Origin of the sequence: Pseudomonas sp. Sample_10, from assembly GCF_004321495.1 — a bacterium.
Lineage (GTDB): Bacteria > Pseudomonadota > Gammaproteobacteria > Pseudomonadales > Pseudomonadaceae > Aquipseudomonas.
This window is the reverse complement of the sequence record NZ_RCOE01000226.1, coordinates 1-13,498: the sequence shown is the minus strand read 5'-3', so window position 1 is coordinate 13,498 and position 13,498 is coordinate 1. Positions and strand designations below refer to the sequence as shown.

Annotated in this window: 15 protein-coding genes; 4 read left to right on the top strand and 11 right to left on the bottom strand. The window is 61.5% G+C overall.

Features of this window, described 5'->3' with window-relative positions:
* The first annotated feature begins 42 nt into the window (after positions 1–42).
* From D8U18_RS22855 to D8U18_RS22840, 4 genes are all read left to right on the top strand, one after another.
* On the top strand, positions 43–285 hold the full coding sequence (locus D8U18_RS22855) for an exodeoxyribonuclease VII small subunit (RefSeq protein WP_007894317.1): 243 nt from the start codon (positions 43–45) through the stop codon (positions 283–285).
* Positions 282–1,169, top strand: a complete 888-nt coding sequence (ispA, locus tag D8U18_RS22850) for a (2E,6E)-farnesyl diphosphate synthase (protein WP_130906181.1) — start codon at positions 282–284, stop codon at positions 1,167–1,169. Before D8U18_RS22855 ends, ispA begins: the two co-directional genes overlap by 4 nt.
* 91 nt (positions 1,170–1,260) lie before the next feature.
* Positions 1,261–3,165 (top strand): 1-deoxy-D-xylulose-5-phosphate synthase, encoded by a 1,905-nt coding sequence (dxs, locus tag D8U18_RS22845; protein ID WP_131108478.1) that lies wholly within the window; start codon positions 1,261–1,263, stop codon positions 3,163–3,165.
* A 160-nt stretch (positions 3,166–3,325) separates the two neighbouring features.
* Entirely contained in the window at positions 3,326–5,209 is a 1,884-nt protein-coding gene (locus tag D8U18_RS22840; RefSeq protein ID WP_131108476.1) for a TonB-dependent receptor, read from the top strand.
* A 127-nt stretch (positions 5,210–5,336) separates the two neighbouring features.
* Here the strand turns inward: D8U18_RS22840 and D8U18_RS22835 are convergent, their stop codons facing one another.
* From D8U18_RS22835 to nrdR, 11 genes are all read right to left on the bottom strand, one after another.
* Positions 5,337–6,137 carry a cobalamin-binding protein gene (locus D8U18_RS22835; RefSeq protein ID WP_131108474.1) on the bottom strand — a complete coding sequence of 267 codons (801 nt, stop codon included), beginning with the start codon at positions 6,135–6,137 and terminating at the stop codon, positions 5,337–5,339.
* On the bottom strand, positions 6,137–6,556 hold the full coding sequence (locus tag D8U18_RS22830; RefSeq protein WP_056855843.1) for a hypothetical protein: 420 nt from the start codon (positions 6,554–6,556) through the stop codon (positions 6,137–6,139). The genes D8U18_RS22835 and D8U18_RS22830 overlap by 1 nt, the downstream gene beginning before the upstream one ends.
* Positions 6,553–7,170 carry a GTP cyclohydrolase II gene (ribA, locus tag D8U18_RS22825; RefSeq protein WP_044465292.1) on the bottom strand — a complete coding sequence of 206 codons (618 nt, stop codon included), beginning with the start codon at positions 7,168–7,170 and terminating at the stop codon, positions 6,553–6,555. The genes D8U18_RS22830 and ribA overlap by 4 nt, the downstream gene beginning before the upstream one ends.
* A gap of 259 nt (positions 7,171–7,429) precedes the next feature.
* On the bottom strand, positions 7,430–7,933 hold the full coding sequence (locus D8U18_RS22820; protein WP_131108471.1) for a phosphatidylglycerophosphatase A: 504 nt from the start codon (positions 7,931–7,933) through the stop codon (positions 7,430–7,432).
* A complete protein-coding gene (gene thiL, locus D8U18_RS22815) occupies positions 7,930–8,895 on the bottom strand; it encodes a thiamine-phosphate kinase (RefSeq protein ID WP_131108469.1) in 966 nt (321 codons plus the stop codon). The genes D8U18_RS22820 and thiL overlap by 4 nt, the downstream gene beginning before the upstream one ends.
* A 27-nt stretch (positions 8,896–8,922) precedes the next feature.
* A complete protein-coding gene (nusB, locus tag D8U18_RS22810; RefSeq protein WP_008053839.1) occupies positions 8,923–9,423 on the bottom strand; it encodes a transcription antitermination factor NusB in 501 nt (166 codons plus the stop codon).
* On the bottom strand, positions 9,420–9,896 hold the full coding sequence (ribE, locus tag D8U18_RS22805; protein WP_003228649.1) for a 6,7-dimethyl-8-ribityllumazine synthase: 477 nt from the start codon (positions 9,894–9,896) through the stop codon (positions 9,420–9,422). Before ribE ends, nusB begins: the two co-directional genes overlap by 4 nt.
* Positions 9,897–10,144: 248 nt before the next feature.
* Positions 10,145–11,236 carry a bifunctional 3,4-dihydroxy-2-butanone-4-phosphate synthase/GTP cyclohydrolase II gene (ribBA, locus tag D8U18_RS22800; RefSeq protein ID WP_056855846.1) on the bottom strand — a complete coding sequence of 364 codons (1,092 nt, stop codon included), beginning with the start codon at positions 11,234–11,236 and terminating at the stop codon, positions 10,145–10,147.
* Between the two features lie 30 nt (positions 11,237–11,266).
* A complete protein-coding gene (locus tag D8U18_RS22795; RefSeq protein ID WP_056855847.1) occupies positions 11,267–11,929 on the bottom strand; it encodes a riboflavin synthase in 663 nt (220 codons plus the stop codon).
* 47 nt (positions 11,930–11,976) lie between these two features.
* Positions 11,977–13,110: a bifunctional diaminohydroxyphosphoribosylaminopyrimidine deaminase/5-amino-6-(5-phosphoribosylamino)uracil reductase RibD gene (ribD, locus tag D8U18_RS22790; RefSeq protein WP_131108467.1), complete on the bottom strand. Its 1,134-nt coding sequence runs from the start codon at positions 13,108–13,110 to the stop codon at positions 11,977–11,979.
* Positions 13,107–13,498, bottom strand: a 392-nt coding sequence (gene nrdR / locus D8U18_RS22785) for a transcriptional regulator NrdR (RefSeq protein WP_131108465.1), incomplete at its 5' end; no start/stop codon positions are given. The genes nrdR and ribD, both read right to left, overlap by 4 nt.

Below are 13,498 nucleotides of genomic sequence, written 5' to 3'. Positions count from 1 at the left end.
GCTAGTGTCGCGCCGGTTTAACGTCAACCGGAAATCGCCGCCATGGCCCGCAAAAAAGCTGCACTGGATTTCGAACAATCCCTCGCCGACCTGCAAACGCTGGTGGAACGTCTGGAGAATGGCGAATTGTCGCTGGAAGATTCGTTGACCGCTTTCGAGCAAGGCATCGGTCTGACCCGCGATTGCCAGGCGGCGCTGGCGCAGGCTGAGCAGAAGGTTCAGGTGCTGCTCGAGCGTGATGGCGAGCTGGCCGAGGAACCCTTCGACGCGGACCAGCCAGAATGATTGCAGCGTATTCGGCGACCAGCCAGGCCCGGGTCAATGCGGCTCTCGAAACCCTGTTCATCGCCCCGAGCCCTGAGCTCGCGCGGCTCTACGAAGCAATGCGCTACAGCGTGATGAACGGCGGCAAGCGCGTGCGTCCATTGTTGGCCTATGCCGCCTGCGAAGCGCTTGGCGGAAAGGCCGAGCAAGCCAACGGCGCGGCCTGCGCAGTGGAATTGATCCACGCCTATTCGCTGGTGCATGACGATTTGCCGGCCATGGACGATGATGACCTGCGTCGCGGCCAGCCCACCACCCACAAGAAATTCGATGAAGCCTGCGCGATTCTCGCCGGTGACGGTTTGCAGAGCCTGGCGTTCAGCGCCCTGCTCGACCCGCGCCTGAGCCATGCAGAAGCCGACATCCGCCTGCAAATGGTCACCGCACTGGCCCAGGCTGCAGGCCCGGCCGGCATGGTCGGCGGTCAAGCCATCGACCTGGGCTCGGTCGGCCTGAAGCTCGATCAAAAAGCCCTCGAATACATGCATCGGCACAAGACCGGTGCCTTGATCGAAGTCAGCGTCAAACTCGGCGCCCTGGCCAGTGGCCGTGCCGAGAAGGACGAACTGAAATCCCTGCAGACTTATGCAAGGGCTATCGGCCTGGCGTTTCAGGTTCAGGACGACATTCTCGACGTCGAAAGCGATACCGAAACCCTCGGCAAACGCCAGGGTGCGGACATTGCCCGCGACAAGCCGACCTACCCGGCCCTGCTCGGCCTCGACGCGGCCAAGGCCTACGCCCTGGAACTGCGCGATCAGGCCCTGCATGCGCTGCGACCGTTTGACGCGGCGGCCGAGCCATTGCGTGACCTGGCCCGGTATATCGTCGAGCGCCGCAGCTGACGGCGTTTGCGCCAAAAAATACCAACGCGTGGGCAGGGGCCGATGCATCAGGTAAACTGCCGCATCTTTTATACCTATAACGATTCGCCTGATGCCCACGACGTTTCATGAGATTCCCCGCAAGCGCCCGACCACGCCCCTGCTCGACCGCGCGAACACGCCGGACGGCCTGCGCCGGTTAGGCGAAGCCGAGCTGGAAACCCTGGCCGATGAGTTGCGCCTGGAATTGCTCTACACGGTCGGCCAGACCGGTGGGCATTTCGGTGCCGGCCTGGGCGTGATCGAGCTGACCATCGCGCTGCATTACGTCTTCGACACCCCGGACGACCGTCTGCTGTGGGACGTCGGGCATCAGGCGTATCCGCACAAGATCCTCACCGGTCGCCGCGAGCGCATGGCCAGCCTGCGTCAGAAGGACGGCATCGCCGCGTTCCCGCGCCGCTCCGAGAGCGAGTACGACACCTTTGGCGTCGGCCACTCCAGCACCTCGATCAGTGCCGCGCTGGGCATGGCGATTGCCGCCCGCCTGCAAAACAGTGATCGCAAGGCCATCGCTGTGATCGGTGACGGCGCACTGACGGCCGGCATGGCGTTCGAAGCGCTGAACCATGCGCCGGAAGTGGACGCCAATATGCTGGTGATCCTCAACGACAACGACATGTCGATCTCGCGCAATGTCGGGGGTTTGTCGAACTACCTGGCGAAGATTCTTTCCAGCCGCACTTACGCGAGCATGCGCGAAGGCAGCAAAAAAGTGCTGTCGCGGCTGCCCGGAGCCTGGGAAATCGCCCGTCGTACCGAAGAGTACGCCAAAGGCATGCTGGTCCCCGGCACGCTGTTCGAAGAGCTGGGCTGGAACTACATCGGTCCGATCGATGGCCACGACTTGCCGACCCTGATCGCCACCCTGCGCAACATGCGCGATCTCAAAGGCCCGCAATTCCTGCACGTCGTCACCAAAAAAGGCAAAGGCTTCGCCCCGGCGGAAGTCGACCCGATCGGTTACCACGCCATCACCAAGCTCGAGCCGCTGGACGCCCCGGCCGCTGCGCCGAAAAAAGCCAGCGGGCCGAAGTATTCCGGTGTGTTCGGCGAATGGCTGTGCGACATGGCCGCTGCTGACCCGCGCTTGGTCGGCATCACGCCGGCGATGAAGGAAGGCTCCGACCTGGTGGCCTTCAGCGAGCGTTTCCCGCTGCGCTACTTCGACGTGGCGATTGCCGAGCAACACGCGGTGACCCTCGCGGCCGGCATGGCCTGTGAAGGCGCCAAACCGGTCGTGGCGATCTATTCGACCTTCCTGCAACGCGGTTACGACCAGTTGATACATGACGTGGCGGTGCAGAACCTCGACGTGCTGTTCGCCATCGATCGCGCCGGGCTGGTTGGCGAAGACGGCCCGACCCACGCTGGCAGCTTCGATCTGTCTTTCCTGCGCTGCATCCCCGGCATGCTGGTGATGACCCCGAGCGATGAGAACGAACTGCGCAAAATGCTCACCACCGGTCACCTTTACGAAGGCCCGGCGGCGGTGCGTTACCCGCGCGGCAATGGCCCGAATGCGACTATCGAAAAAGACCTCGAGCCCATCGAGATCGGCAAAGGCGTGGTTCGCCGCCAGGGCAGCAAAGTCGCCCTGCTGGTGTTCGGCGTGCAACTGGCCGAGGCGCTGAAAGTCGCAGAGAAGCTGGATGCAACCGTGGTCGACATGCGTTTCGTCAAACCGCTGGACGAAGAACTCGTTCGCCAGATCGCGGCCAGCCATGAGCTGTTGGTGACCATCGAAGAGAACGCGATCATGGGCGGCGCCGGTGGCGCAGTCAGCGAGTTCCTCGCCCGCGAGAACATCCTCAAGTCGATGCTGCACCTGGGCTTGCCAGACATCTACGTCGAACACGCCAAGCCTGCGCAAATGCTGGCTGAGTGCGGGCTGGATGAGGCCGGAATCGAAGCTTCGATCCGCACGCGCCTGCAACTGCTGAACACCTCAATATAAGACTTACGCAAAACCCTGTAGGAGCGAGCCTGCTCGCGATAGCGGACTGACAGTCAACCGATTCTCTGACTGACATACCGTCATCGCGAGCAGGCTCGCTCCTACATTGGTTTTTTGCGATCTTAAGATTTGGTTCGCTCCAACGTATTAACGGACTGCCATGAAACTCTCCCCTCTCGCCCTGTCGCTGACCCTCCTGCCGGCCGGCCCACTGCTGGCCGACACCTTCGAACGCGATCAAGCCCTGAAGCTGCCCGACGTGCTGATCAGCGCCAACCGTCAGGTCGAAGCGCGCAACGACAGCAGCGCCGCCAACACCGTGTTCACCCGCGAAGACATCGACCGCCTGCAACCAGACAGCGTCACCGAACTGCTGCGCCGGGTGCCGGGGGTGCAGGTAGCGCAAACCGGTGGGCGCGGCAGTCTGCCGGGGATTTACATTCGCGGCACACAGTCGGCGCAAAGCCTGGTGCTGGTGGACGGTCAACGCATCGGCAATTCATCGTCGGGCGACAGCAATCTGCAACACATCAACATTGAACAGGTCGAGCGCGTAGAAGTGTTGCGCGGCTCCCGTTCGGCGATTTATGGCAGCGATGCGATTGGCGGGGTGATCCAGATTTTCACCCGGCGTGGCAGCGAACCGGGATTGCGTCCACAAATGCATGTCGGTTTCGGCAGCAACCAGACCTGGGAACGCAGCCTCGGCTTGTCTGGCGGCGATGAGCAGACACGCTTCAATCTGGGTGCCAGCCTCAATGAAACCGCCGGAATAAATCGCACTCACGAGTCGTATCCCAGCGATGGCGATCACGATGCTTACCGCAATAAATCGTTCAGCCTGAGCCTCAGCCATGCCCTGACCGATGACATTGAAATCGGCGCCAATGTGCTGGATAACCGTGGCAAAACTGAATACGACAACCCGTTCGGTCGCTTCGACCTGAATACCTTCGAGTCAGTCCAGGAGCAGCCCTACAACGAGTTCGACGTGAGCAGCGTCAGCAGCTACGTCGACGCGCGGGTCAACGATCTGTGGAAAACCCGCATCGAATTCGGTCACAGCGAAAACCGCGAGAAAACCTTCGACAAACTCAGTGATGAACGCAGCGTGTTTAACACCTACCGCGACTCGGTGAACTGGCAGAACGACCTGACACTCAACGAGCGCAACAGCCTGATTCTTGGCGGTGACTGGTATGAAGACCGGCTCAACAGCAGCACCGCATTCGAGGAAGACAGTCGCTGGAACCGCGCAGCATTTATCCAGCATCGCTTTCAGGCCGACCACTTCTCCACCGAGCTGGGTTTGCGCCGTGACCAGAACCAGCAATTCGGCGGCCAGAACAGCTGGAGCGGCACCCTGACCCTGCCGCTGAACCCTGACAACGATGTGCTGCTGACCTACAGCGAAGGTTTCCGCGCACCAACCTTCAATGACTTGTATTACCCGGACTTCAGCAACCCCGACCTGAAACCGGAAACCTCGAAAAGCTACGAGTTGCAATGGCGCAGTCAGTTGACCGAGACCAGTCGACTGGAAGCATCGCTGTACCGTACTGACCTTGAAGACGCGATCATCTTCGGCAGCAACTCACGCCCGGAAAACGTTGCTTCGGCACGGATCAACGGCTTTGAAGCGGCGCTGAAGCAAGAACTGTTCGGTTGGCAGAGCAACCTCGGCGTGGCGATCATCGACCCACGGGACCGCGAAAGCGGCCACACCCTGGCCCGCCGCGCACGCCGCACTGTGAGCCTGGACCTCGACCGGCAGTTTGATCGACTGGGCCTCGGTGCCAGTTGGCAGGCGGTCAGCAACAGCTATGACGACTTGAACAATCAGCAGCCATTGGGCGGTTATGCGTTGCTGGGCTTACGCAGTAGCTGGGCGCTCAATCGCCAGATCAAGCTCGAGCTGAAGGTCGATAACCTGCTGGACAAGGGTTACAGCCGAGTGCTGTACAGCCATGAAGGCAATCAGTATGGGTATCGCGAGGAAGGTCGGGCGTGGATGTTCGGGGTGACCTGGACACCGGAACTCTGACCCACGAGCATTCCCACGCTCCGCGTGGGAATGCATCCCGTGACGCTCTGCGTCACATCAAGAGCGGACGCGGAGCGTCCATGGCGGCGTTCCCACGCAGAGCGTGGGAACGATCATTCAACGCTTTTTAGCGATCCGGCGCAATCAACTGGCACAACTTGGCGGTTGCCTCGATCATCTGCCCACTGGGCCGTTCCAGGCCTTTGTCCGTGACCAATCGCAACTGTCCTTGCGCCACGGCCGTGACCTGCGGCCATGCCTTCCACGCATCAAGCTGCGCCTGATCACTCGCCAGAATCAGCTCGGGATTACGTTGCAACACTGCCTCCACACTGACTTGCGGCGCCGGCAACGTCAGGTCGGCAAATACGTTACGGGCGCCGCAAACCTCCAGCGCATCACTGATGATCTGCCCGCCACCGACGGTGTAAAGCGGCCGATCCCAGACCTGATAGAACACCCGCACTGGTTGATCCCGTCGATAGCGTTGACGCAATTGCGTCAGCCGCTGGCGTAGATCGGCAGTCAGTGCAGCCCCGCGTTCGCGGCGGCCGAGTTGCGAGGCGATCGCCTCGATCTGCTGGGTCAGTTGATCGAGTGTGTGTGGCTCGGCGACGAAAGTCGGGATGTTCAGGCGCTGGAGCTGATCACGCTGGGCCGGGCTGACGCTGCCGGGCCAAAGCAACAGCAAGTCGGGCTGCAGGCTGAGCAAGCGCTCGATGTCCAACTGACCGTAGCGGCCAACGGAAGGCAGATGCTTGAGTTCGGCGGCACGCTCACCGGCATCCAGCACACCCACCAACAGGTCGGCCGAACCCAGTTCAACAACGATTTCGGAAAGAGAAGGCGCGAGGCTGACGACTCGCTCGACCGCGCTTGTCGAAACACTGAAGGCCAACAGCAGAACCGTCAGCCAGACCGCGCGCATCAACCGAGTTGACGCGGAATACGGTAGAGATAGAACAGCACCGCGGTCGACAGTGCCAGCAACATCAGCGGTACTGCTTCGAGGCCGACAAACACCGCCAACGCACCAATCCAGGCCGGCAGGCCAGCGACGAGCAATGCCGCACGGCGCTTGGCTGCCAGGCTGATCCACGCAGCGGGTTCTTCTGGGGTGTCGAGGGCTTTCTGGGTGGCGATCAGCGCGTGCTTGTATCGACCGAAAAACTTCAGGCTGACGAACATCGAGGCGACGCCAGCGATGAACAATGGCATCGCCAGCACTGGCAGAATCGCTTCGGTCTGGCCGAACACACCGTTGATCACGAACAGCGGCAACAAGGCCAGCGCCAGGTATTGCCACCAGTTGACGGACAGTCGCCGCCGCACCTGACCGCGGGTCACGCCCGGTCTACCTCGCCCTGATGCTCATTACCCATCATGTGGTCGAGCTTGCTGGCTTTGGTGGCCAGATAGAGTTTGTTGTGCGGATTATGGCCGGTGTGCAGCGGCACGCGCTCGGCAACCACGATGCCCATGTCGGTCAAGGCTTTGACCTTGCGTGGGTTGTTGGTCATCAGACGCAGGGACTTGACGCCCAGGTGCTCGAGCATCGGCAGGCACATGGCGTAATCCCGCTGGTCCGCGGCAAAGCCCAGGCGCTCGTTGGCTTCAACGGTGTCGGCACCGCCATCCTGCAATTCGTAGGCGCGGATCTTGTTCAGCAGGCCGATGCCACGACCTTCCTGCCGCAAGTACAACAGCACGCCACGGCCTTCACGGGCAATGGCTTGCAGCGCGGCCTCCAGTTGCGAACCGCAATCGCAGCGCTGGCTGAACAAGGCATCGCCAGTCAGGCATTCGGAATGCAGCCGGCCGAGTACCGGGGCACCGTCGGCGATCTCACCCAGGCTCAGCACGACGTGCTCGCGGCCGGTGGCTTCGTCGAGAAAACCGTGCATGGTGAATTGCGCAAAAGGCGTTGGCAGCTTGGAAGCGGCGACAAAAACGACAGGCACCGGTGTGCTCCTGATCTAAAGAGTCTGAAGATTCGCAGGTCGGCATTGTAACAGCACGTTCCGGGCGACGCTTAGGCTGAATTATCGGCGATAACTATCAAAAAGTTTGATATCCGGCCCGATCTGTTTCTGCAGGAGTCGCCGCAGGCTGCGATCTCTTGATCTTGTAAAGCAAAAATCAAAAGATTACAGGTTTCGACAGCGCCTCAAGAGGGTTGGTTAATTGCGCCGAGCCATCCTGGTTCTCCCACTTAACCCCTCAGGCGAAAATCCACACCAATCCTTGCATCGCCAGCCAGGCAAACACCCCGGCCAATACGTCATCGAGCATGATCCCGACACCGCCGTGGACGTGCCGATCGATCCAGTGAATCGGCCAAGGTTTGAGAATATCGAAGAGGCGGAACATCAAGAACCCTGCCAACAGCCACTGCCATCCTTCGGGCACCAGCCACAAGGTAATCCACATTCCGACCATTTCGTCCCAGACGATGCCTTCATGGTCGTGTACGCGCAAATCATCGGCCACTTTGCCGCACAGCCAGAACCCGAACAGCATGGTGATGCCGAGCATCAACCAGTAGCCCCAGTCGGGCAGCATCTGCCACAGAGGAACAAAGGGTAGCGCAACTAACGACCCCCAAGTCCCCGGAGCCTTTGGCAAGGTGCCCGAGCCGAAGCCGAACGCGAAAAAATGCCACGGATTACGCCAGACCGACGGCGGCACGAATTCCGCCGGGACCTGCTTGGGGTGATCTGTCACGGTGACTCCCGAAAATGTTGGTAACCCCGGGTTTGCGGGGTGATGTCCTGTCCGTCGGCATCCAGCAGCGTCACGCCCTGCCCGCTCACCACGCGGCCGATCACATGAATCGGCCAACCGTTGGCCAGCAACGCCGGCAACTCGACGGACGGTAAAGTGAACGCCAGTACGTAGTCATCGCCACCGCTCAGGGCTGCGCTTTGCGCATCGGGCTGGCCCAGGAAGGCCACCAGCGCCTGCGACAGTGGCAAACGGTCACGCTCGACTTGCAGGCCGACCTTCGACGCGAAAGCGATATGCCCGCAATCCGCGAGCAGGCCATCGGAAATGTCCAGCGCCGAAGTAGCCTTGCCGCGCAAAGCCTGGCCCAGCCCGAGTTGTGGTCGCGGTGACCAGTAGTGCGCCAGCAACGGCTCGGCGATGGCAGCATCTGCCGTGCGCTGACCGAGCACCAGCGGCAACGCGCCGGCGGCATTGCCCAACTCACCGCCGACACACAACAGATCGCCCGCTTGTGCGCCGCTGCGGGTCAACGCCTTGCCGGACGGCACGCGGCCAAACACGGTCATGGTCAGGCTCAACGGCCCCCGAGTCGTATCGCCACCGACCAACGCCACGCCGCAACTTTGCGCCATCTGGTTCAAACCACGGGCATAGGCTTGCAACCAATCGGTGGTTACCGTCGGCAAGGTCAGGGCAAGGGTAAAGGCGACCGGAGTGGCGCCCATGGCGGCGAGGTCGCTGACGGCGACGGCCAGCGAGCGCTGGCCGAGCAGAAAAGGATCGCAGGGGTCGGCGAAATGAACGCCGGCCACCAGCGTATCGGTAGAAATGGCCAACTGTTCCCCGGGAGGAACAGCCAGCAAGGCGCAATCATCGCCGATCCCGAGGGCAACGCCTTCGCCGCCCTGCGCACAAGGCGCGGCGGCAAAGTAATTGCGGATCAGCTCAAACTCGCCCATGGCGCAGTCAAGAGGTTCAAGCGCGGATCAGCGCTTGAACGCCTTCACTTCAGCTTCACGCAGACGCGGAGCCAGCTTGTCGAGCACACCATTGACGAACTTGTGGCCGTCGGTGGAACCGAAAACCTTGGCCAGTTCGATACCTTCGTTGATCACAACGCGGTACGGCACGTCGACGCGCTTGAGCAGTTCCCAGGTGGACAGACGCAAAACCGCCAGCTCAACCGGGTCCAGTTCTTCGATGGTCAGGTCGAGGCACGGCGTGAGTGCAGTGTCGATTTCGGTCTTGAACTGCGGAACCCCGTGCAGGATTTCGCGGAAATAGGCGCCATCGACATCGGTGAAATCGTTATCGACCCGGAACTGCGCTTCGATCTCGTTCAGCGACTGCTTGGCCATGTGCCATTGGTACAGCGCCTGGGTCGCGAGCTGACGGGCTTCGCGGCGCTTGACGCTTTTCGATGGCTTGCCGGCATCCGCAGGCTTTGGATCGCGCGGGTTGAAACGATCGCTTTCGTCGCTAATCACTTGGCCTCCAACTGCGCCAGCAGGCTGACCATTTCCAGAGCGGACAGGGCAGCTTCGGCACCTTTGTTACCGGCCTTGGTGCCGGAACGTTCGATGGCTTGCTCGATGGAGTCGACGGTCAGCACGCCGAACGCAACCGGAACGCCGAATTCCATGGAGACCTGGGCCAAGCCTTTGGTGCACTCGCCAGCCACGTATTCGAAGTGCGGAGTACCGCCACGAATGACCGCGCCCAGGGCGATGATTGCTGCGAACTCGCCTTTCTGAGCGACTTTCTGCGCAACCAGCGGAATTTCGAAGGCGCCAGGCGCGCGGATGATGGTGATGTCGCTTTCGCTCACGCCGTGGCGAACCAGGGCATCAACTGCACCGCTGACCAGGCTTTCAACGACGAAGCTGTTGAAACGGCCCACTACCAGAGCGTAGCGGCCTTTAGGGGCGATGAAGGTACCTTCGATGGTCTTCAGGGTCATTCGTTAGATCTCTTAAAGAGCCGGGACGCGTCTCGTACGCATCCCTCAGTGATATTTGAACCGCGAATACAGCGCCGGAAATCGCACATCGGTGTTCACTTGCACATCTATGTGGCGAGGGAGCTTGCTCCCGCTGGGCTGCGAAGCGGCCCCTATTGTGGGTGCTGCGCACCCAGGCGGGAGCAAGCTCCCTCGCCACAATAAATCAAATATGCCTTGAGCGAACAACGAGGCCAAAACCCGGCGTCTTATTCGGAGGGCACGTATTCTACAACTTCCAGATCGAAACCGGATATCGCATTAAATTTCATCGGTGCGCTCATCAAGCGCATTTTGCGCACGCCCAGGTCTCGCAGAATCTGCGAACCGGCACCGACAATGCTGTAGGTGGTCGGTTTTTTCGGGGTGGCGTGGTCGGCGGTTTCGCGGATATGCGCCAGCAACACGTCGCCATCGAGCGGGTGACCGAGCAACAACACCACGCCACTGCCGGCCTCGGCAACCGCAGCCATGGCGGCACGCAGGCTCCAGCGCCCTGGTTGCTTGACCATCAACAGGTCGCGCAGCGGGTCCATGTTGTGCACCCGAACCAGGGTCGGCTCTTCTGCGCAAACGTTGCCCAGAGTGAGCGCCATGTGCACGTCGCCTTCCACCGAATCACGATAGGTCACCAGGTTGAATTGGCCCAGTTCGCTGTCCAGCGGCTGCTCGGCAATCCGCTGAACGGTACGTTCGTGGATCATCCGATAGTGAATCAGGTCGGCAATGGTGCCGATCTTGATGTCGTGTTCGGCGGCAAACGCTTCCAGCTCGGCGCGACGGGACATGGTGCCATCGTCGTTCATCACTTCGCAGATCACGCCGCTTGGCTCGAAACCGGCCATGCGCGCCAGGTCGCACGCCGCTTCGGTGTGGCCGGCACGAGCCAGCGTACCGCCGGCCTGGGCCATCAGCGGGAAAATATGGCCCGGGCTGACGATGTCTTCGGCCTTGGCATCACGGGCCGCAGCCGCTTGCACGGTGCGCGCACGGTCGGCGGCGGAGATGCCGGTGGTGACACCGGTGGCCGCTTCGATCGATACAGTGAACTTGGTGCCGAAACCGGAACCGTTGCGCGGCGCCATCAATGGCAGCTTGAGCAATTCACAGCGCTCGCGGCTCATCGGCATGCAAATCAGGCCACGGGCGTGCTTGGCCATGAAATTGATGTGCTCGGGCTTGCAGCACTCGGCGGCCATGATCAGGTCGCCTTCGTTCTCGCGGTCTTCATCATCCATGAGGATGACCATCTTGCCTTGGCGGATATCTTCAACCAGCTCTTCGATGCTATTGAGCGCCACAAGGCACCCCCTTCTTTTGAAATTTGAGCTTCAGGATTTGAGGTAGCCGTTGGCGGCCAGAAAGCTTTCGGTGATGTTGCCGGAGGCTGGTTCTGCAGCCTTGTCGCCCAACAGCAGACGTTCCAGATAACGGGCCAGCAAGTCCACTTCCAGGTTCACCCGGCGACCTGGCTGGTAGGACGCCATGATGGTTTCACTCAGGGTGTGCGGAATGATGGTCAGCAGGAATTCCGCGCCATCGACCGCGTTCACGGTCAGGCTGGTGCCGTCGACAGTAATCGAGCCTTTATGCGCGATGTACTTGGCCAGGTCTTTTGGCGCGCGGATACGGAATTCCACGGCGCGGGCGTTCTCGGTGCGGGCAACCACTTCGCCGACGCCATCGACGTGACCGCTGACCAGATGCCCGCCGAGGCGCGTAGTCGGGGTCAGGGCTTTTTCCAGATTGACCGGGCTGCCGCTTTTCAGGTCGTTCATGGCGGTGCAGTCGAGGGTTTCACGGCTGACATCCGCCGCAAAGCCATTGCCCGGCAATTCAACGGCAGTCAGGCACACGCCATTGACCGCGATGCTGTCGCCCAGTTTGACGTCGCTCAGGTCGAGCTTGCCGGTTTCGACGTGAACCCGCACATCACCGCCCTTTGGGGTCAATGCACGAATACTGCCGATGGATTCGATGATGCCGGTAAACATGAGGTTCTCCTCGAGAACAAAGCCAGCGCCTACGCGATGGCCGGGAATTATACGCTCGCGGCTGGCGAAGGAATGGCAGTGACCCGCCAGTCATCGCCAACCGCGCGAATTTCGGTGATTTTCAGCTCGGGCGCATCCTTCATGTGCGCGAGCGGCCAATCCAGCAACGGCCGCGCCGAAGAGCCCATGAACTTGCCGGCGATGAAAATCTGGAACTCGTCCACCAGACCGAGTTGGGCGAAGGCACCCGCCAGCCGTGGGCCGGCCTCGACCAATACTTCATTGACGTCACGCCTGGCGAGCTCGACCAGCAACTGACGAAGATCGACCTGTCCATCGTAGCCCGGCACGATCAGGCATTCCGGGCCATTGGCATATTGTTCTTCCACCGCCACGCACGTCGCCACCAACGCTGGGCCAGCCTTGAAGAACGGCGCATCCAGCGGCACCCGCAGACGCCCGTCGACCAGCACCCGCAAGGGTGGCCGGCTCATGGCCAGTGCGGTTTGCTCCCCGTCCAGGCCCAGCTCATCGGCGCGTACGGTCAAACGGGCATTGTCCGCCAGCACCGTGTCCGCGCCAGTCAATACCACGCTGGCCTGGGCTCGCAGGCGTTGCACCGCCGAACGCGCCGCCGGGCCGGTGATCCATTGGCTCTCGCCGTTTTCCATCGCCGTGCGACCGTCAAGGCTCATGGCCAGTTTGACCCGCACGAACGGCAAGCCGTGTTCCATGCGTTTCAGGAAACCTTGATTGAGCTTGCGCGCTTCGCTTTCCAGCACACCGCTTTCGGTGGCGATGCCCGCCTGCTCCAGACGTTGCAGGCCACGGCCGGCAACCTCCGGGTTCGGGTCCTGCATGGCCGCGACGACCCGCGCCACACCGGCATTTACCAGCGCATCGGCGCAGGGCGGTGTGCGGCCGTGGTGGCTGCAAGGCTCGAGGGTGACGTAAGCGGTCGCGCCCCGGGCCAGTTCACCGGCGGCGCGCAAGGCATGGACTTCGGCGTGGGGTTCACCGGCGCGCTCATGCCAACCTTCGCCGACAATTTGCCCGGCCTGGACGATCACGCAGCCAACCCGTGGATTGGGATGCGTCGTGTAGTGCCCCTTGCGCGCCAGTTCGAGGGCGCGCGCCATGTAATGCGCGTCGAGGATGGCCTGTTCGGCGAACGTGGTCATTCTTTCACCGGCTCACGGGCCAGGCGATCGATTTCTTCGCGGAACTCGTTGAGGTCCTGGAAGCGGCGATACACCGAAGCGAAACGGATATAGGCGACTTCGTCGAGCTTTTGCAGCTCGGCCATCACCAGTTCACCGACCACCAGGGACTTGACCTCGCGTTCGCCGGTGGCGCGCAGTTTGTGTTTGATGTGCACCAGCGACGATTCGAGGCGTTCGACACTCACCGGGCGCTTTTCCAGCGCCCGCTGCATGCCGGCACGGAGTTTTTCTTCGTCGAACGGCTGGCGACTGCCGTCGGTTTTGATCAGGCGCGGCAACACCAGTTCGGCGGTCTCGAACGTCGTGAAACGTTCGCCGCAGGCCAGGCATTCACGCCGGCGGCGCA